This window comes from Halomonas alimentaria (assembly GCF_009902005.1).
Lineage (GTDB): Bacteria > Pseudomonadota > Gammaproteobacteria > Pseudomonadales > Halomonadaceae > Halomonas > Halomonas alimentaria.
Map to the genome: position 1 here is coordinate 809,573 of NZ_WUTT01000001.1, position 18,474 is coordinate 828,046.

Annotated in this window: 15 protein-coding genes and 1 riboswitch; of the genes, 8 read left to right on the plus strand and 7 right to left on the minus strand. The window is 66.9% G+C overall.

Features of this window, described 5'->3' with window-relative positions; all coding sequences use genetic code 11:
- Nucleotides 1–2: 2 nt before the first annotated feature.
- Together GRB96_RS03925 and GRB96_RS03930 are read right to left on the minus strand one after the other, a co-directional pair.
- The gene (locus GRB96_RS03925; RefSeq protein ID WP_161430703.1) at nucleotides 3–1,700 is read right to left on the minus strand and encodes a sodium:solute symporter family protein; all 1,698 of its coding nucleotides are present in this window, start codon (nucleotides 1,698–1,700) and stop codon (nucleotides 3–5) included.
- 481 nt (nucleotides 1,701–2,181) lie between these two features.
- The gene (locus tag GRB96_RS03930; RefSeq protein WP_161430705.1) at nucleotides 2,182–3,117 is read right to left on the minus strand and encodes a DMT family transporter; all 936 of its coding nucleotides are present in this window, start codon (nucleotides 3,115–3,117) and stop codon (nucleotides 2,182–2,184) included.
- A gap of 119 nt (nucleotides 3,118–3,236) precedes the next feature.
- Between GRB96_RS03930 and GRB96_RS03935 the strand changes: the two genes are divergently transcribed.
- Together GRB96_RS03935 and GRB96_RS03940 are read left to right on the plus strand one after the other, a co-directional pair.
- Entirely contained in the window at nucleotides 3,237–4,106 is an 870-nt protein-coding gene (locus tag GRB96_RS03935) for a LysR substrate-binding domain-containing protein (RefSeq protein ID WP_161430707.1), read from the plus strand.
- A gap of 86 nt (nucleotides 4,107–4,192) precedes the next feature.
- Entirely contained in the window at nucleotides 4,193–5,680 is a 1,488-nt protein-coding gene (locus tag GRB96_RS03940) for a protein adenylyltransferase SelO (protein ID WP_161430709.1), read from the plus strand.
- Nucleotides 5,681–5,809: 129 nt separating this feature from the next.
- Here GRB96_RS03940 and katG read toward each other — a convergent pair whose 3' ends face one another.
- Both katG and GRB96_RS03950 read right to left on the minus strand, forming a co-directional pair.
- Nucleotides 5,810–7,990, minus strand: a complete 2,181-nt coding sequence (gene katG, locus GRB96_RS03945; protein WP_161430711.1) for a catalase/peroxidase HPI — start codon at nucleotides 7,988–7,990, stop codon at nucleotides 5,810–5,812.
- 359 nt (nucleotides 7,991–8,349) lie between these two features.
- Nucleotides 8,350–9,297 (minus strand): LysR family transcriptional regulator, encoded by a 948-nt coding sequence (locus GRB96_RS03950; RefSeq protein ID WP_161430713.1) that lies wholly within the window; start codon nucleotides 9,295–9,297, stop codon nucleotides 8,350–8,352.
- 220 nt (nucleotides 9,298–9,517) lie between these two features.
- Here GRB96_RS03950 and GRB96_RS03955 point away from each other — a divergent pair, with 220 nt between their 5' ends.
- The 3 genes from GRB96_RS03955 (at nucleotide 9,518) to GRB96_RS03965 (ending at nucleotide 12,546) form a co-directional block, all read left to right on the plus strand.
- The gene (locus GRB96_RS03955; RefSeq protein ID WP_161430716.1) at nucleotides 9,518–11,017 is read left to right on the plus strand and encodes a CoA-acylating methylmalonate-semialdehyde dehydrogenase; all 1,500 of its coding nucleotides are present in this window, start codon (nucleotides 9,518–9,520) and stop codon (nucleotides 11,015–11,017) included.
- 313 nt (nucleotides 11,018–11,330) lie between these two features.
- A complete protein-coding gene (locus GRB96_RS03960) occupies nucleotides 11,331–11,795 on the plus strand; it encodes a YbaY family lipoprotein (RefSeq protein ID WP_161430718.1) in 465 nt (154 codons plus the stop codon).
- A gap of 160 nt (nucleotides 11,796–11,955) precedes the next feature.
- A complete protein-coding gene (locus GRB96_RS03965) occupies nucleotides 11,956–12,546 on the plus strand; it encodes a peroxidase-related enzyme (protein ID WP_161430719.1) in 591 nt (196 codons plus the stop codon).
- Between the two features lie 6 nt (nucleotides 12,547–12,552).
- Here GRB96_RS03965 and GRB96_RS03970 read toward each other — a convergent pair whose 3' ends face one another.
- Nucleotides 12,553–13,473 carry an HNH endonuclease gene (locus GRB96_RS03970; RefSeq protein ID WP_161430721.1) on the minus strand — a complete coding sequence of 307 codons (921 nt, stop codon included), beginning with the start codon at nucleotides 13,471–13,473 and terminating at the stop codon, nucleotides 12,553–12,555.
- A 214-nt stretch (nucleotides 13,474–13,687) separates the two neighbouring features.
- Nucleotides 13,688–13,798: riboswitch (TPP riboswitch) on the plus strand.
- On the opposite strand from GRB96_RS03970, the gene GRB96_RS03975 reads away from it, so the two are divergent.
- Nucleotides 13,788–15,194 (plus strand): SLC5/6 family protein, encoded by a 1,407-nt coding sequence (locus tag GRB96_RS03975; protein WP_161430723.1) that lies wholly within the window; start codon nucleotides 13,788–13,790, stop codon nucleotides 15,192–15,194. It overlaps the preceding riboswitch by 11 nt.
- On the plus strand, nucleotides 15,191–15,886 hold the full coding sequence (locus GRB96_RS03980; RefSeq protein WP_161430725.1) for a TenA family protein: 696 nt from the start codon (nucleotides 15,191–15,193) through the stop codon (nucleotides 15,884–15,886). The genes GRB96_RS03975 and GRB96_RS03980 overlap by 4 nt, the downstream gene beginning before the upstream one ends.
- Nucleotides 15,887–15,950: 64 nt before the next feature.
- Here the strand turns inward: GRB96_RS03980 and GRB96_RS03985 are convergent, their stop codons facing one another.
- On the minus strand, nucleotides 15,951–16,355 hold the full coding sequence (locus tag GRB96_RS03985; RefSeq protein WP_161430726.1) for a helix-turn-helix domain-containing protein: 405 nt from the start codon (nucleotides 16,353–16,355) through the stop codon (nucleotides 15,951–15,953).
- A gap of 2 nt (nucleotides 16,356–16,357) precedes the next feature.
- Complete coding sequence (locus tag GRB96_RS03990; protein WP_161430729.1) at nucleotides 16,358–16,645, minus strand: type II toxin-antitoxin system HigB family toxin; 288 nt, start codon at nucleotides 16,643–16,645, stop codon at nucleotides 16,358–16,360.
- A 139-nt stretch (nucleotides 16,646–16,784) separates the two neighbouring features.
- On the opposite strand from GRB96_RS03990, the gene ilvD reads away from it, so the two are divergent.
- A complete protein-coding gene (ilvD, locus tag GRB96_RS03995; protein ID WP_161430731.1) occupies nucleotides 16,785–18,473 on the plus strand; it encodes a dihydroxy-acid dehydratase in 1,689 nt (562 codons plus the stop codon).
- The last annotated feature ends 1 nt before the right edge of the window (nucleotide 18,474 follow it).

An 18,474-nucleotide genomic window follows, 5' to 3' on the forward strand; every position in this document is an offset into this window, starting at 1 on the left:
ATTCAGCGCTGGGCGGCCAGGCCGGCAGAGGCCGGGATCGCCTCGCCCGCGTCGGGCTCGGCCTCATGGCTGTCGTAGTCGCCCACCCGGTCGCCGATGGTGGCGAAGTCGAAGTTCTCCTGGCGGCTGGTCAGGCTCATCACCACGCACACCAGTGTGCTGGTGCCGTAGGCAGTCAGCGAGGCGAGCAGCACGGTGTAGTCGCGCAGGAAGCCGGTGGCGAAGATCAGCATGGCGATCAGCGCCAGGGTCCCGGCGATGAAGCCGGCGGTGCGGCCCAGGAAGCCGAACACCATCAGGCCGATGATCACGCCGCCGCCGATGCTGGCCAGCAGCTCGAAGAACAGGCCGCCGGGGCCGGCGAGGTCGACAAGCTCGAAGCGGGCGGCGCAGAACAGCACCATGGCCACCAGCACCGAGGTGGTGAAGGCGGCGTTGGTCACGCGGTTCCAGAAGCAGCTGGCGATCACCGGGAAGACGATGGCGCCCCACAGCGCGCCCACGAACACCAGCATCACCAGGATATCCAGCGAGAAGCTGGCGAAGACGATGCCTACCATGGTGGCGGTGATCATGGTCAGGCGACCCACCAGCAGCATGCGCTTGGGATCGGCCTTGCCGCGGGCGATGTTCTTGCCATAGACGTCGGCCATCATGATCGCCGACAGCGCCGAGAGGTCGGAGTCGGCGGTGGAGGAGAGCGAGCCGATCACCAGGATGAAGAACAGCGCGATGAACACCGGCGGCAGGTATCCGGAGACCATCTGCGGGATCAGGTTGTTCATGTTGCCGTCGAGGGGCTGCACACCCAGGGTCAGGGCCATCAGGCCGATCATGCCCAGGCCGATGACGATGGCGCCGTAGCCCACGGTGGCGGTGAGGAAGGTGGGCTTGATGTGGTCCTCGTTCACCGCGAACAGGCGCTGGGAGATGGTCTGGTTACCGATGGCATAGGCCAGCACGGCGACGAAGAAGGGTGCGCCCTGCTGCAGGATCGCCTCGCTGGAGAAGAAGTTGGCCTGCTCGGCTGTCAGGTTGTCGAGGCCGGCGACCAGCTCGCTGGGGCCGCCCATGGCGAAGAACACCGCGGGAATGATCACGATGGCAATGGCCATGAGCGCCACCAGCTGGGCGAAGTCGGTCAGCACCGAGGCGCGGAAGCCGGACCACAGGGTATAGAACAGCACGCCGACGCCGGCGATGATCACCCCGGCCTGGAAGGAGAGCGGCGAGAGTACCGAGACCAGCGCGCCGGCAGCGGTGAAGTTGACCATCAGGCTGATCACGCTGCCCAGCACGTTGGAGAGGGCGAGGATCAGCTGGCTGGAGGAGCCGTGGCGGGCGTGGATCAGCTCGCCCAGGGTGTGGGCGTTGGGGGCGAGCTTGCGGAAGCGCCGGCCGAAGGGGTAGATGAAGAGGATCATCAGCGCCCCCCACAGCCCATAGTGGATGGGGCCCGAGACGCCATAGGTGTAGCCGGAGGTGGCCGCGGCGTAGAAGGAGGCCGCCCAGATCCAGGTGGCGGTCATGCTGGCCGCGCCCATGCCGAAGCCGATTCGGTGGTTGGAGACCATGTAGGCGTCGGCATCCTCGTTCTTCTTGCGGATGCCGAGCGTCATCAGGTAGGTGCCACCGTAGAAGGCGAGCAGCAGCAGGATGACGGTCAGGGTCGAGAACTGGTAGAGCGTTTCGCTGTTCAAGGGCAATCCCTCGGTAGATGGAACGGACACGTCTCTTACATGTCGGTCCAGGCCGCATGTCGGACGCAGTGGCAGAGGTGGGGCGGGTTTGCCGAATGGCCGGGCGAGCTGTCGAACGCCCAGGCGAGAGCCTGCGCAGTCGGCAACGGCGCGGCGGGGCTATCGGCAAGGCACGGCGAAAGGGCCGTGGGTAAGGCTTACCCCAGCGCGGGGGAGGCAGGTGGCGGGCGGCGCGGCATGCAGCGGCCCTTGTCGGCGTAGTGTAGCGACATGGATTCCTTCTCTTTCGATGGCGTCGTCGACGGTCAGTCGAAGGTACGGCGATCCAGTCTGCGGTGAGGCAAGACCAGGTTGGGCAGGCAGCGTGGCCGTGGCCCGTCAGGGATCGATTGTTGTATACATTGTCCTGATCCGGGGCCGTATACCCTACCCACCCGAATGACGAATGTCCAATCTGCCCTGATCAAGGGGGTAACGGGCCTCAGCTCCTGCGAAAACGACGAAATGCAAGGAGGTGCCCTCCCCGCGCAGGCTCCCGGCATGCGGTCATGCTGCCCGCCACCACCAGCGCTGACGCCACCGGCAGCCGCCAGTCCGGTGTGGCCACACCGGCCAGTACCAGGAACAGAGTGGCCAGCACCGGCACCGCATGGGCCAGGTTGCCGACCCGGTGGCCGAGCGGGTCGCGCATGGCTCGGTCCCAGGCCAGCATCGCCAGCCCGTAGGGCCCCAGCCCCAGGCTGACGGCGACCATCAGGACCTCCAGCGAGGGCAGGGCAATGATGCCCTCCAGGGCCAGGCTGGCACTGCCGGTCAGCACGCTGGCGATCAGCAGCAGGTGTGGCATGCGCTCCCCCAGGCGCCAGGCCGAGACGCGAGCGGCCAGGGAGTAGAGCGCCCAGCAAACTGCCCCGAGGGCGGCCAGCAGGTAGCCACCCCAGGCGCCCGAGACGCCGCCGGCCAGCGCCTGGGGCGCCACCAGCAGGGCCGCGCCTGAGAATGCCAGGCCGGCACCGATCAGGCTGCTCGCCGACAGCCGCCCCAGCACTAGCCACTGGCTGGCCAGCAGGAACAGCACCGGCCAGGTGTAGAGGATCAGCGCCGCCTCCTCGGCGGGGGCCAGGGTGAAGGCGGCGAAGCAGGCCCCCACCGCACCGGTGATCAGCAGCGGCACGCCCAGATAGACGAGCACGCCGTGCAGTGGGCGAAGCGGGGCATCCCGATGGCGCCGACGGCGTGCCATGGGCAGGGTGCCGAGGGCGCCGGCGAGCAGGGCCAGGGCCGAGAGACGCAGCGGCGGAAGCTCGCCTGCCTGGGCGGCCAGCAGCGGTACCAGCGCCCACAGCACCACCGCCAGCGTCGCGGCGCCACCGCCGAGCCAGGGAGAGTGGGTGAGATGCGAGCGGTGCAGCTGCATGGTCGAGCCTCCTGAGGAGTGGTCGTGGGCAGTGGGATGCTGCCGCCATGCTAGCCGTGCCATACTCATCAAGATAACGATCTTTATTGAAGGTATTCATCAAGGAGCGTGATGAATCAATGCGTGCCCCGACGCTCGACCTGAGCCTGCTGCGCACCCTGGTGGCCGTAGCCGATACCGGCAGCGTCACCGCCGCGGCACGGCGCCTGGCCTACACCCAGTCCACGGTGAGCATGCAGCTCTCGCGCCTGGAGGCAGCGCTTGGCGTGGCACTTCACGAACGGCAGGGAAGGCGCATCCGCTTCACCGCCGAGGGCGAGCGCCTGCTGGGTCATGCCCGCCGGCTGCTGGCGCTCAACGACGAGGCGCTGGCCGACATGCGTGCCCGGCGTGTCACCGGTGAGCTCAACCTGGGGATTCCCGAGGACTACGCCCCGCTGCTCACCGCGGTGTTCTCCTGGTTCCATCAGCTCTATCCGGATGTGGGGCTGCAGGTGACCTGCGGCACCAGCACCGACCTGGTGGAGCGGGTGCGTGCCGACGAGCTGGACCTGGCCCTGGTGACCCGTCAGCGGCGTTCACCGGGTGGCGAGGTGATCCGTCGTGAGCCCCTGGCCTGGGCGGTGGGGCTGGAGCGCCAGCCGCCGCTCTCCGATCCGCTGCCGTTGGCGCTCTACTCCCCCGGCGCCGACCTCTTCCGCGAGGTGGCGGAGGATGCCCTGGCCGCCGCCGGCCGTACCTGGCGGGTGGCCTATACCAGCCAGTCCATGGCCGGGCTGGCGCCGGTGGTGCAGGCGGGGCTGGCCATCGTGGTGGTCACCCGCAGCATGCTCGGTCCCCAGCTGCGCGCCCTGGACGAGTCCAGCGGCCTGCCGGCGCTGCCCGCGGTGGAACTGGCCCTGCATCGTGCCGCCCGACGCCCCACCGAGCCGGCCCGGCGCCTGGCCGAGCTGATCCGCGAGGCGCTGGCACCGATAGCTGCGGACTGAACCCGCTATGGCGGCAATAGGTCGAAAGCCGAAATCCCGAGCGTTATACTCGGGTATTGATGCCCCAACCGCCGACCGGAGCCGCCATGTTTCCCGAGTTCAGCCTGCGTTATGTCCGCCTGCCCGAGCGCTTCTATCTGCGCTTTGACCCGGTGCCGGTGCCCGAGCCGCGGCTGGTGGCCTTCAACCGGCCGCTGGCGGAGGCGCTGGGCTTCGACCTGACGACCTTCGATGAGCAGCGTGCCGCCGAGTGGTTCTCCGGCAACGTCGTGCCGCCGGGCGCCGACCCCGTCGCCCAGGCCTACGCCGGTCACCAGTTCGGTCACTTCAATCCGCGCCTGGGCGATGGCCGCGCCGTGCTGCTCGGCGAGGTGGTCGACCGCGAGGGACGGCTGCGTGATATCCAGCTCAAGGGCGCCGGCATGACACCCTTCTCCCGGGGCGCCGACGGGCGCGCGCCCCTGGGGCCGGTGCTGCGCGAGTACCTGGTCAGCGAGGCGATGCACCGGCTCGGCGTGCCCACCACCCGGGCACTGGCCGCAGTGACCAGCGGCGAGCGGGTGTTCCGGCGGGTGCCGGAGCCCGGCGCGGTGCTGACCCGGGTGGCCGCGAGCCACCTGCGCGTCGGCACCTTCCAGTACTTCGCCGCCCGCGACGATGTGGAGGCGGTACGCACCCTGGCCGATATGGCCATCGAGCGCCACTATCCACACCTTCTGGGCCCCGAGCTCGCCGAGGGGGCCGAGGGCGAGCGCTACCTGGCCCTGCTGGAGGCAGTGGCAGAGCGCCAGGCGGCGCTGGTGGCGCAGTGGATGGGCCTGGGCTTCATCCATGGCGTGATGAACACCGACAACTGCGCGATTTCCGGCGAGACCATCGACTATGGCCCCTGCGCCTTCATGGAGGCCTACTCGTCGACCATGGTATTCAGCTCCATCGACGAGCAGGGGCGCTACGCCTATCGCAATCAGCCATGGATTGCCCAGTGGAACCTGGCACGCTTCGCCGAGACGCTGATCCCGCTGATCGATGACGACCAGGAGGCGGCGATCGAGAAGGCCACCGCGGTGATCGAGCGCTATGAGACACGGTACGAGGCGGAGTGGCTGGGAGTGATGCGCGCCAAGCTGGGGCTGGCCGGGGAAGAGCAGGGCGACCGCGCGCTGGTCGAGGCCTTCCTCGAGACGCTCGCGGCCGGCCGCGCCGATTTCACCCTGGCATTTCGTCGCCTGAGTGAGGCACTGCAAGAGGATGCCCCCGCGCTCCTCGAGCTGTTCGAGGACAGCCAGGCCCTGCGCGAATGGCTGCCGCGCTGGCGCGAGCGCCTGGCCCGGGAGGCGGCCTCGCCCGAGGCGGTCGCCGCGCGCATGAACGCGACCAACCCGCTCTATATTCCCCGCAACCACCAGGTGGCGCGGGCGATCGCCGCGGCATCCGAGCATGACGACTTCGCCCCCTTCGAGGCCCTGCGCGAGGTGCTGGCCGAGCCCTATGCCGAGCAGTCCGGATACGAGGTGTACGCCGAGCCGGCGCCTGCCGCCGAACGGGTGCTGCGCACCTTCTGCGGGACCTGAGCCATCGTGGCCAGCCATCTGTAAACAAAAAAGACGCCCGGGTTTCCCCGGGCGTCTCTGTCTCGGTACCTCGGTACCGGTATTTCTCTATCGGCATTCTGGCCGGGCGGTTGCCCGGCGCAGGCGGCCTTACTTCTGCAGCTTCTCGACGTCGAAGCGGTCGGCGTTCATCACCTTGGTCCAGGCCTTGACGAAGTCCTTCACGAACTTCGCCTCGTTGTCGTCCTGGGCGTACACCTCGGCGTAGGAGCGCAGGATGGAGTTGGAACCGAACACCAGGTCAATGCGGCTGGCGGTCCACTTGGCCTGGTCGCTCTGGCGATCGCGGATCTCGTAGGTGCCGTTGCCGGCCGGCTTCCAGGCGTAGGCCATGTCGGTCAGGTTGACGAAGAAGTCGTTGGTCAGCTGACCCTCGCGATCGGTGAACACGCCGTGCTTGCTGCCGCCGTGGTTGGTACCCAGCACCCGCATGCCGCCGATCAGCACGGTCATCTCCGGGGCGGTCAGGCCCATCAGCTGGGCGCGGTCGAGCAGCATCTCCTCCGGCTTGACGATGTAATCCTTCTTCTGCCAGTTGCGGAAGCCATCGGCCAGCGGCTCCAGCGGCTCGAAGGAGTCGGCGTCGGTCATCTCGTCGCTGGCATCACCACGACCCGGGATGAAGGGCACCAGGATGTCGTGGCCGGCGGCCTTCGCGGCCTGCTCGATGCCCACGCTGCCGCCCAGCACGATCACGTCGGCCACGCTGGCACCGGTCTCGGCGGAGATCTTCTCGTAGGCCTTGAGCACTTTTGCCAGGCGCGCCGGCTCGTTGCCCTCCCAGTCCTTCTGCGGAGCCAGGCGGATACGCGCACCGTTGGCGCCGCCGCGCATGTCGGAGCCGCGGAAGGTGCGCGCGCTGTCCCAGGCGGTGCTGACCATCTCGCCGATGGAGAGGCCGCTCTCGGCGATCTTCTGCTTGACCACCTCGATGGAGTAGTCGGTGCTGCCGGCGGGGACCGGATCCTGCCAGATCATGTCCTCGTCCGGGGCGTCCGGGCCGATGTAGCGAGACTTGGGCCCCATGTCGCGGTGGATCAGCTTGAACCAGGCACGGGCGAAGCAGTCCTTGAAGTACTCGGGATCCTGGCGGAACTTGTCCAGGATCTTCCGGTAGTCAGGGTGCATCTTCATCGCCATGTCGGCGTCAGTCATGATCGGGTTGTGGCGCTTGGAGGGGTCGCTGGCGTCGACCGGCTTATCCTCCTCCTTCATGTCCACCGGCTCCCACTGCCAGGCACCGGCGGGGCTCTTCTTGAGCTCCCACTCATGATCGAGCAGGGCGTCGAAGTAGCCCATGTCGAACTGGGTCGGGTTCTTGGTCCAGGCACCCTCGATCCCGGAGGTCACCGCGTTGGCGGCCTTGCCGCCCATGTTGGGGTTGGTCCAGCCGAAGCCCTGCTCCTCGACGTCCGCGGCCTCGGGCTCCGGGCCCAGGGCGGCGGCATCGCCGTTGCCGTGACACTTGCCGACGGTGTGGCCTCCCACGGTCAGCGCCGCGGTCTCCTCATCGTTCATCGCCATGCGGGCGAAGGTCTCGCGTACCTGCTCGCCGGTCTTGATCGGGTCGGGCTGACCGTTGATCCCCTCGGGGTTCACGTAGATCAGGCCCATCTGCACCGCGGCCAGCGGGTTTTCCATGGTGTCGGGCTTGTCGACGTCACCGTAGCGCTCGTCGGAGGGAGCCAGCCACTCCTTCTCGGCGCCCCAGTAGATGTCCTTCTCGGGGTGCCAGATGTCCTCGCGGCCGAAGGAGAAGCCGAAGGTCTTGAAGCCCATGGATTCATAGGCGACGTTGCCGGCCAGGATGATCAGGTCGGCCCAGCTGATCTGGTTGCCATACTTCTTCTTGATTGGCCACAGCAGGCGACGCGCCTTGTCCAGGCTGGCGTTGTCTGGCCAGGAGTTGATCGGTGCGAAGCGCTGGTTGCCGGTGCCGCCGCCGCCGCGGCCGTCGGCGATACGGTAGGTACCCGCCGCGTGCCAGGACATGCGAATGAACAGGCCGCCGTAGTGGCCCCAGTCTGCCGGCCACCATGACTGGCTGTCGTTCATCAGGGCATGCATGTCCTTCATCAGCGCGTCGAAGTCGAGCTTGCGGACCTCCTGGCGATAGTCGAAGTCCTCGCCCATCGGGTCGGTCTTGCGATCATGCTGGTGGAGGATGTCCAGGTTGAGGGCTTCCGGCCACCAGTCCATGTTGTCGCGGCCCGTGGCGGTGTTGCCACCGTGCATGACCGGACACTTGCCTGCGTTCTGCTGATCACCCATGTTGCTCTTCCTTCCTGTCTGCGTTGAGGAGATGCCACCTCTGTATAGACGATGGCACTCCGGCGGGGAAATAAGCCTGGTCAACTCTCGGCCACAAGGCTGTCTGTGCCCTAGCTCATTCCCCTGGAGTCCTCTTCAAGCTACTCCCTGTGGATCCATTAGGACAATGCGAGATTGCCGACCCTGGCGATAGCAAATCTTTATCGTGGTTCGGCGCCAGGGCTGCTACGCCCGCCATGCAGCCGAAGGCTGAAAAAGGGACCTACCGGAACAAGCCCGAATGGTCCCTCTGTCGTTATTCCACCCCGGGGTGATGGCCGGGTTCGGCGTTGCCGCGAGGGGCGTCTCTTCGCAGGCCGTCAGTCGGCGCCGATCGCGGGGATCACCAGCGCCTTCGCCTCGCCCATCAGGAAGGCACGATTGGTCTCCAGCGCCTCGCGCAGGAAGTCCCACAGCAGGCGCACTCGGGCCAGTCGGCGCTGCTCCTGGCGGGCGGTGATCCAGAACTGGCGGTCGACGGCGACCTCCTCGGCCAGCACGCGCTCGAGCCCTGTGTCCGTCTCGGCCATGAAGCAGGGCAGCACGGCCAGCCCCGCGCCGTGGCGGCAGGCCACCTGCTGGGTGGTCACGCTGGTGCTGCGCACGGTGAAGTGGGGCGGCCGGCCCACCACCGCGGGATCCACCAGCGGCTCCAGATAACTGAGCTGCTGGCTGAAGATCAGGTCGTCGACGTAGCCGACAAGGCGATGTTCGCCCAGTTCGGCCAGGCGCGCCGGCCGCCCGTGGCGGTCGAGATAGCCCTGGCTGCCGTAGAGGCGCAGCCGGTAGTCGCATAGCCGCGAGATCACCAGGCCCGGGCTCACCGGGCGCTCAACAGTGATGGCCAGGTCCGCCTCGTGGCGGCTCAGGTTGACCACCCGGGGCAGGGCGAGCAGGTCCAGGGTGACGCCGGGATGGCGCTCGCAGAAGGCCGAGAGCAGCGGGGCGATCACCCAGGTGCCGAACCCCTCGGTGACCCCCAGGCGGATCTGTCCGCTCACCTGGTGATCCTTGTCGGAGAGGCTCTCGCCCGCCTCGAAGGCGTGGCGAGCCATCTCCTCGGCGTGGGCGAGCAGCTGCTGGCCGGCCTCGGTGAGCTGGTAGCCGTGGGTGCTGCGCTCGAAGAGCTGGGTGTTGAGCTTCTGCTCGAAGCGCCGCGTGCGCCGCGAGAGGGTGGAGTGGTCCAGCCCCAGGCGACGGGCGGCATCGGTGAGCCGCTGGCTGCGGGCCACTTCGAGGAAGATCTGGATGTCGTGCCAGTCGAGCATGCTGGGTGTTCCCGGGGTGACGGTGGTTGTGCATCAGCGCACAAGCAATGTGCCCGAGTACCCGTTGTCACGCCATGCGACCTCTGGATAGACTCGTCCTCATAGTCTTTCGTGTTTTTATACACACAAAGTCTAATGTCGGGTGACGGCAGCGAGCGCCGCGGCGTTCCACAACAACAAGCCAGCACCCTGACAGCGACAGCATCCAAGGAGTACGCCCATGTCAGTCCGCGAAATCCCCATGTACATCGACGGCCAGCCCGTCCAGTCCCAGAGCCAGGAGTGGCGCGACGTGGTCAACCCGGCTACCCAGGAAGTAGTCGCCCGGGTGCCGTTCTGCACCGCCGAGGAGGTCGAGCGCGCCGTGGCCAGCGCCAAGGAGGCCTTCAAGACCTGGCGCAAGGTACCGCTGGCCAAGCGCATGCGCATCATGCTCAAGCTGCAGGCGCTGATCCGCGACAACACCGACGAGCTTGCCGCGCTGATCACCGAGGAGCACGGCAAGACCCTGCCCGACGCCGCCGGCGAGGTGGGCCGCGGCCTGGAGGTGGTGGAGCACGCCTGCTCGATCACCTCCCTGCAGCTGGGTGAGCTGGCCGAGAACGCCGCCAACGAGGTGGATGTCTATACCCTGAACCAGCCGCTGGGCGTGGGTGCCGGCATCACCGCCTTCAACTTCCCCATCATGCTGCCCTGCTTCATGTTCCCGCTGGCCATCGCCACCGGTAACACCTTCGTGCTCAAGCCCTCCGAGCAGGACCCGAGCTCCACCATGCGCCTGGTCGAGCTGGCCCACGAGGCGGGTATCCCGGCCGGGGTGCTCAACGTGGTGCACGGCGGCCCGGACGTCGCCAACCAGATCGCCGACCATACCGACATCAAGGCGCTCTCCTTCATCGGCTCCACCCACGTGGGCTCGCTGCTCTACAACCGCGCCGCTGCTGCCGGCAAGCGCATGCAGTCGATGATGGGCGCCAAGAACCACTGTGTGGTGATGCCCGACGCCAACCGCAGCCAGGCCATCAATAACCTGCTGGGCTCCGCCTATGGCGCCGCCGGTCAGCGCTGCATGGCCAACTCCGTTGTGGTGCTGGTGGGCGAGGCCCGCGAGTGGCTGGAAGACATCGTCGAGGGCACCAGGACCATGAAGGTGGGCCCCGGCACCCAGACCGACGCCGACCTCGGCCCGCTGGTCTCGCCCCAGGCCAAGGAGCGCGTCGAGCGGTTGATCACCGCCGGCGAGAAGGAGGGCGCCAACCTGCTGGTGGACGGCCGCGGCTACCAGGTGGAGGGCTACCCGGACGGCAATTTCGTCGGACCCACCCTGTTCACCGATGTCACTCCGGAGATGACCATCTACCGTGAGGAGATCTTCGGCCCGGTGCTCTGCGTGGTCACCGTCGACACCCTCGACGAGGCGATCGAGTTCATCAACGCCAACCCCAACGGCAACGGCACCTCCATCTTCACCAACTCCGGCTGGGTGGCGCGCCGCTTCGAGAGCGACATCGACGTCGGCCAGGTGGGCATCAACGTGCCGATCCCGGTGCCGGTCGCCTACTTCAGCTTCACCGGTTCGCGCGCCTCCAAGCTCGGTGACCTGGGCCCCAACGGCAAGCAGGCCATTGCCTTCTGGACCCAGACCAAGACCGTCACCGCCCGCTGGTTCGAGCCCGAGAACGTCTCCAGCGGCATCAACAGCACCATCTCGCTGGGCTGACAACCTCCGCCCGGTAACAAGCGCGCCCCCGCCTCGAGAGAGGCGGGGGCGCTGTCGTTGTGGCCGAGAAGCGGCGCTTGGTCGAGAAGGGAGCACCGGCGGCGCTGGTGTATACGCCCTGCGCGCGGCGGGGCAGCCGCGCTTTGATTCGTTAGCGTGCACCTCTTACCATATGCGAATGCTCGACGCCGAGTCGGCCGCCCGACGTCGAGAGCTTCAAGGGCCGAAGGCTTGGCCGCTATCCAGCAGGCACCTGCCTGCGTTCTCCCAACGCTCCGGTTGACGCCGTAGAGCAAACACCAAAGGTGACACGATGCGCGCGAAGCGAAGGATCAAGTCTGCCATCGGCCGCTGGGCGGCGATCGCGTCTACCCTGTTGTTGGCGGCGTGCAGCCACTCAATGGGGATAGAGGACGCGCAGCGACAGGCGCAGAAACCGGATAACTCCCTGATGCGGGTCATTAGCGGCGATGTGTGGTATCGCGAGCGTATCGCGCTGCCCCCCGGCGCCGAGCTGACCGTGACTCTTGAGGACCAGTCGCGTGCGGACGCGCCCGCCACCGTACTCACCGACTACACCCATACTGTCGATGGGGCTCCGCCCCCGTACCCTTTTCGCCTGGTGTTCAACCCCGCGGTTATCGATGAGCGCATGACCTACGGATTACGAGCCCGAATCGAGCACAATGGCGATCTGCTTTTCATCAGCACACAGCACATTGATCCGTTTGCCGGCAAGCCCGGCGATCCGGTACGTATCCGGGTGTCGCAGCCGTGATCGCGATCCCCGCGCGATGCCGAGTGGTGCGTAGCGGGGCATCGTGACTTCAGCGGGGCGACGAAAGGCGAGTACGGCATATCTTGATCTCGGTGGTGACGTTGACGTTAACTGAAAGGCGCGCCGTAACCGCAACTCCAACTCCAACACAAGGCCCTCCATGACCGCGCCCATCAGCCGTTTCCCCGTTCCCGAATCGATCCACGACCTGCCCGAGGACATCCGCGACGCCATACTGGCGGTACAGGAGAAGGCCGGTTTCGTGCCCAACGTCTTCCTGATGCTGGCCCACCGTCCGGCGGAGTTCCGTGCCTTCTTCGCCTACCACGACGCCCTGATGGAGCGAGAGTCCGATACGCTGACCAAGGCGGAGAAGGAGATGATCGTGGTGGCCACCAGCGCCCGCAACCGCTGCCTCTACTGTGTGGTGGCCCACGGCGCGCTGGTGCGTATCTACGGCAAGGACCCGCTGCTGGCCGACCAGGTCGCCATCAACCACCGCACCGCGCCGATCAGCGAGCGTCATCGCACCATGCTGGATTTCGCCATGTATTGCGGACTCGAGGTGGGGGAGCTCACCGACGAGTGGGAGGAGCGACTGACAGCCGGCGGTTTCACCCGCGACGATATCTGGGATATCGGCGCCATCGCCGCCTTCTTCGGCCTCTCCAACCGGCTGGTCACCCTGACCGGCACCCCGCCCAACGAGGAGTTCTACCTGATGGGGCGAGTACCGCGGGAGAAGAAATAGTAGTCTCTACCGAGTCAAGAATCGCTGATAACGCAGCTCCAGTGCTTCCTGGCTCGGCCTATCCCTGTCGTTTCTGGGGATAGCGATTCGCTGGCCGTTGAGCTGCTTCATGCTTTCTAGCAGAGGCCCATCCTGTGTCGAGAGCAGGTTGTCATTCAGGTGGATGCGGTAGTCGGGGTCTATGCCGATCAAGTCGGCATCGTAGGCCCTGTGGTGTAGCCGGCTGAGCGATATGCCATTGCTCACTTCGGCGGTGCTGTCCTGATGGGTATCGGGAATGATATGCGCTGCCTCCAATAGTTGTGGCACGGGCAACCCTGTCATGGCGCAGCGATTGGAATATGCCAGCATCACTCGTGCCCGGAATTCAGCCTGATGGACTCGCGTTTTGGCTTCACGGATAACGTAGCGCTTCTCTATCTCATCGACCGTATAGGCCCCATGGCTTTCAGCGACATGGCGCGCCTGGCCAGCTCGGTCGTGCATGCTGACATGGCATAGCTCTTTGGCCAGGTCCACGTTGTCGATATAGCAGGGCCATAAGGGAAGGTAGCGGCCTGGTGCGACACCCACTAGGTAGATGATCGGGTCCTGCCTCTCGTAGCTGATTAAGAGCTGACGGTTAGCACGTTTGGCTGTTCCGCCGGCTTCAAGTGAATACCAGAAGCCGCCCTCGTCGCTCGTAGCATCGGAGTAAATATTGATACGTCCCTGCTTGGGCACCACGGTTTTGATGCTCAGGATGCCGTCTGGCATTTGCCTGGGTTGAAAGATGCCGATTGCTCGACTGGCGATGAAGAATGATTCACTATCCAAGGGAATTGGCTTAGCAATGGCCTCCCAAGGCACATCATTCGAGTATTGTTGATTGAGTGCTTCAAGGCGCCGAAAGGCTGCTTGGCGAAGACGAGTGTCAATATTCAGCAAAGCTGGTTCCCCACTCTATGCCGATAGTATCCGCTCATACTAATCAAGAAGGGTGGCTTTTACACCGTTGAGTGTATTGAGCGCTGCGAAGATCTTCTGTGCCGTCGAGTAGTCGAGCGTGTGTCGCCGGTCCCCTGGCAGGCAGGACTCTGCCTCGCTATGATGCCTCCGGCTCGTCGTGTTGCTGACAGCGGCGGGCCCACACAACACATTCACTTGTCGCCAGGGGAGTCCCGCCGCATCTGCGGGGGCTGAGAGGGCCATGCGCCGACCCTGGAACCTGATCCGGTTAATACCGGCGGAGGAAGTGCGACATGCCCTACCTGACGTCTGCCGTGCTCGGCGCGGCGCTGCTGTGCTTTGCTTTCCTGGGCCTGCGGGCCCGCCGGGCCGATGGCCCCCTCGATGACTACGTGACCGCCCGCAATTCCCAGGGCGCCCAGGCCATCGGCCTGTCGTTCCTGGCCTCCGGCATGGGCGCCTGGATCCTCTTCGCGCCGCCGGAGATCGGCGCCTTCGTGGGACCGGTGGCGCTGGCCGGCTATGCCATCGGCTCCTCGCTGCCCTTCATCGTGCTGGGGCTCTACGGTCCCGCGATCCGCCGCCACCTGCCGCAAGGCCGCAGCATCGGCGAGTTCGCCGAGGCCTGCTACGGCGCCGGGGTGCGCCGCTGGGTGGCCTTCGTCTCGGTGGCCTACATGGCGCTCTTCCTGGCCGCCGAGCTCACCGCCATCGGCGCCATCGCCGCCATCCTCTCGGATGTGCCGCCCGCGCTGGTGATCCTGGGGCTGGCGGTGGTCACCCTGGTCTACACCACGCTGGGCGGCCTGCGGGCGAGCCTCGCCACCGATCGCTGGCAGGCCTGGCTGCTGCTGGCCCTGCTGGTACTGGTGGGCGGCGTGGCCTGGTGGTGGCTGCCACCGATGCCCGCCGAGGCGAAGATGCCTGCCATTCCCGCCGGCAGTGCGCTCTCCGTGGCGCTGACCCTGGTGATCGCGGTCACTGCGGCCAACCTCTTCCACCAGGGCTACTGGCAGCGGATCTGGGCCGCCGAGGATGATCGCGCCCTGAGCCGCGGGGCGCTGCTGGGCGGCGCCAGCAGCCTGCTGGTGGTGATGGCAATCGGCGGGCTCGGCATGCTGGCGGCGATGCACGCCCTGCCGCTGGGCGAGCCGCCGATGCCCTTCTTCGCGCTGCTCTCCGCGGCGCCGGCCTGGCTGGGCCTGCCGGCCCTGGTGCTGGCGGTGACCCTGGTGGCCTCGAGCGTCGATACCCTGCAGAACGCCATCGCCTCCATGGCGGTGGCCAGCAGCGGCCGGCGCGGGCTCTCGGTGCGCGCCGCGCGCCTGGTGACGGTGGCGCTGATGGTGCCGGTGGTCTGGATGGCCCTGCAGGGCTTCTCGGTGCTGCGCCTGTTCCTGATCGCGGACCTCCTGTGTGCGGCCATCGTGGTGCCGGTGCTGCTGGGGCTGTGGCGGCGCATGTCGCCGCTGGCCGCGGTGGTCGGCGGCGTGGCCGGCATGCTCGGTGCCATCGTGCCGGGCTGGCTCAGTCAGGGCAGCCTCGCCGCCGGCGTGCTGGCGGCTACCTTCCCCGGCAGCATCCCGACGCTTCCGCCCTTCCTGGGGGCACTGGTCGGCTCGACGCTCGTCAGCCTGTTGGTCGCCTGGCTGCGTCCGGGCGAGAGGCTCCAGCCCGCCCGCGAAGGAGACGCCCGATGAACACCCGCGCCGATTTCAACGCCTGGGCCGCGCAGCAGGACGCGCCGCGCCTCACCGACTGGCTGCGCGAGATCAGCGAGCCCGACTGGTCTTCTACCGTGAACCATCCGCTGTTCGACGCCCTGGCCGAGGGGCGCCTCGCCGGTGCCGACTTCGCCGCCTACATGGCGCAGGACTACGGCTTCGTGGATCCCTTCACCGCGCTGATCGGCTTCGCCATCGGCCGGGCGCCTTGTATGGCGGACCGGGTGGTGCTGGGGCAGTTCATGGGCATGCTGACCAGCGACGAGAACAGCACCTTCCAGCGCACCTTCGAGGCCTTCGGGGTGCCGGCCTCGACGCCCGAGGCGCCGGCCTGGCTGCCCGAGACCCGGGCCTTCCAGGCGCTGCTGCGCGAGACCGGTGATGGCGGCGGCTATGCGGAGATCCTGGCGGTGCTGGTGGTCACCGAGTGGGTCTACCTGGAGTGGGCGCTGCGGGTGACGCGTGCAGGCGACCTGCACCCGCTGATGGGGGAGTGGATCGACCTGCACGACAACCCCGCCTTCCAGGAGTTCGTGGCCTGGCTGCGCCGCCGCCTGGACGAGGAGGCCGAGGCGCTCGATGACGCCGCCTTCGCCCGCATGGCCGAGTGCTTCCGTGAGACTGTGGCCAGGGAGCGAGCCTTCCACGACGCCGTGATGCCGCGCTGAGCGCACTGGGTGCATGGCCGTCGGCATGCCCGCGTTGCTGCGCAAGGAAGGCGGGAAGCCTCCCTCAGTCGAGGAAGAGGTCGGCGGGTAGCCCGAAGCGCTGGGTCAGGGCCTTGATCTGGCGCACGTTCAGGCGCCGCTTGCCGTTCAGGATCTCCGAGATCACCGATTGGGTGCCGACTTCCGGCAGGCTCGACTGGTCGAGGCCGTGCCACTGCATTAGCTGGCGGAGCATGTCGGCCCCCCTCACCTCAGGGATCGGGCGATGGGCATCGTCATATTCCTCGATGAGGTCACCCATGTGTGAGGCGAGGCTTGCCAGGGGGTGCTCCTCGTCGTCTCCGACCAGTTCCAGCAGCTCATCGAGCGCTGCGACAAGGGCATCGTAGTCGTCTTCCGATTCCGGGGCATTGAGCAGGGGGGCCACGAAGCGCCAGTGGGCGGCCGCCTGTTGGACGATGCTGGTCATGTTCACTCCTTCCAGGTGCCCCTATCGTATTCGGTATGATCGAGGACGTACTGGATATAGACCTTCTTGAATCGATAATGCACCACGGCGATGAGACGAATCTTGTTGCCGCCGATATCGAAGACATGCTGCCGGCCGACCTTGTCGGTGGCGGGAAACAGTGCCTTCATCTCGGTAAAGCTGCCGGGCTCGCTCGACTTCATGAGCCGATACCAGGCATCCAGTGCAGAGGCGGCTTGGGGCCATTTCTGCTTGGCTTCCCAGATGCGTTTCTGGGTGATGACATGCATAACGGCTGCTCTATCGCATTATGCGATAAATAGTAGCCGTCCACGTATCATGTGGCAAGGTTGGCAGGTCGTCCATGGACAGCTACATGGCTTGCGGTCCACCCTCTGAGGGTCACGCCATCTTCACAGGAGCCCTGCCATGAGCGATACCCCGAAAGATTCCCGCCGCCGCCACTCCGCCCCGGTGGTGGACGGCCCCGGCAAGGCGGCCAGCCGCGCCATGCTGCGTGCGGTGGGCTTCACCGACGCCGACTTCAGGAAGCCTCAGGTGGGCATCGCTTCCACCTGGAGCAACCTCACTCCCTGCAACAGCCATATCGACGAGCTGGCCCGCCATGCCAGCGACGGCGCGGATGCCGCCGGCGGCAAGGGGGTGATCTTCAACACCATCACCATCTCCGACGGCATCGCCAACGGCACCGAGGGCATGAAGTACTCGCTGGTGTCCCGGGAGGTGATCGCCGACTCCATCGAGACGGTGGCCGGCTGCGAGGGCTTCGACGGCCTGGTGGCCATCGGCGGTTGCGACAAGAACATGCCGGGCTGCCTGATGGGCCTGGCGCGGCTGAACCGCCCCAGCGTCTTCGTCTACGGCGGCACCATCCTGCCCGGCAAGGGCCACACCGACATCGTCTCGGTGTTCGAGGCCATGGGCGCCCACAGCCGCGGCGACATCGACCTGATCGAGCTCAAGCAGATCGAGGAGACGGCGATTCCCGGGCCCGGCTCCTGCGGCGGCATGTACACCGCCAACACCATGGCCTCGGCCATCGAGGCGCTGGGCATGAGCCTGCCGGGAAGCTCCGCCCAGAACGCCGTCTCCAACGACAAGCGCGAGGACTGTGAGGCGGCCGGTGCGGCGGTGCTCGAGCTGCTCGAACGCGACCTCAAGCCCTCGGACATCATGACCCGGGAGGCCTTCGAGAACGCCATCACCGTGGTGATCGCCCTGGGTGGCTCCACCAACGCGGTGCTGCACCTGATCGGCATGGCCCGCACCATCGGGGTGGAGCTGAGTCTCGAGGACTTCACCCGCATCGGCCGCCGCGTGCCGGTGGTGGCCGACCTGCGCCCCAGCGGCCACTACATGATGAGCGAGCTGGTGGCGATCGGCGGCATCCAGCCGCTGATGAAGATCCTGCTCGATGCCGGCCTGCTGCACGGCGACTGCCTCACCGTGACCGGAAAGACCCTGGCCGAGAACCTGGCGAGCGTCGCTCCCTATCCCGACGACCAGACGATCATCGCGGCGCTGGATGCGCCCATCAAGGCGGAGAGCCACCTGCGCATCCTCTTCGGCAACCTGGCGCCCGAGGGAGCGGTGGCCAAGATCACCGGCAAGGAGGGCACCCGCTTCGCAGGCTCCGCCCGGGTATTCGGCTCCGAGGAGGAGGCCCAGGCGCGCATCAACGACGGCACCGTGGTGGCCGGCGACGTGGTGGTGATCCGCTACGAGGGGCCGCGCGGCGGGCCCGGCATGCGCGAGATGCTCACCCCCACCTCGGCGATCATGGGCCGCGGGCTCGGCAGCGAGGTGGCGTTGATCACCGACGGGCGCTTCTCCGGCGGCAGCCACGGCTTCGTGGTCGGCCATGTGACCCCGGAGGCCTTCGACGGCGGCCCGCTGGCGCTGGTGGAGGATGGCGACCGCATCACCATCGACGCCGAGGCCGACACCATCGACGTCGACCTCACCGACGAGGAGCTGATGCGCCGCCGCGCCGCCTGGCAGCAGCCGGCGCCGCGCTATACCCGCGGGGTGCTGGCCAAGTATGCGAGGCTGGTCAGCTCGGCCAGCACCGGGGCGGTGACCGACTCACAGGAGTAGC

Coding starts and splice junctions, on each gene's coding strand:
- GRB96_RS03985 (WP_161430726.1), bottom strand. CDS start 16,355: ATGACCAGCATCGTCCAACAGGCGGCCGCCCACTGGCGCTTCGTGGCC.
- GRB96_RS03980 (WP_161430725.1), top strand. CDS start 15,191: ATGAACACCCGCGCCGATTTCAACGCCTGGGCCGCGCAGCAGGACGCG.
- GRB96_RS03960 (WP_161430718.1), top strand. CDS start 11,331: ATGCGCGCGAAGCGAAGGATCAAGTCTGCCATCGGCCGCTGGGCGGCG.
- katG (WP_161430711.1), bottom strand. CDS start 7,990: ATGGGTGATCAGCAGAACGCAGGCAAGTGTCCGGTCATGCACGGTGGC.
- GRB96_RS03950 (WP_161430713.1), bottom strand. CDS start 9,297: ATGCTCGACTGGCACGACATCCAGATCTTCCTCGAAGTGGCCCGCAGC.
- GRB96_RS03930 (WP_161430705.1), bottom strand. CDS start 3,117: ATGCAGCTGCACCGCTCGCATCTCACCCACTCTCCCTGGCTCGGCGGT.
- GRB96_RS03965 (WP_161430719.1), top strand. CDS start 11,956: ATGACCGCGCCCATCAGCCGTTTCCCCGTTCCCGAATCGATCCACGAC.
- GRB96_RS03990 (WP_161430729.1), bottom strand. CDS start 16,645: ATGCATGTCATCACCCAGAAACGCATCTGGGAAGCCAAGCAGAAATGG.
- ilvD (WP_161430731.1), top strand. CDS start 16,785: ATGAGCGATACCCCGAAAGATTCCCGCCGCCGCCACTCCGCCCCGGTG.
- GRB96_RS03935 (WP_161430707.1), top strand. CDS start 3,237: ATGCGTGCCCCGACGCTCGACCTGAGCCTGCTGCGCACCCTGGTGGCC.
- GRB96_RS03975 (WP_161430723.1), top strand. CDS start 13,788: ATGCCCTACCTGACGTCTGCCGTGCTCGGCGCGGCGCTGCTGTGCTTT.
- GRB96_RS03940 (WP_161430709.1), top strand. CDS start 4,193: ATGTTTCCCGAGTTCAGCCTGCGTTATGTCCGCCTGCCCGAGCGCTTC.
- GRB96_RS03955 (WP_161430716.1), top strand. CDS start 9,518: ATGTCAGTCCGCGAAATCCCCATGTACATCGACGGCCAGCCCGTCCAG.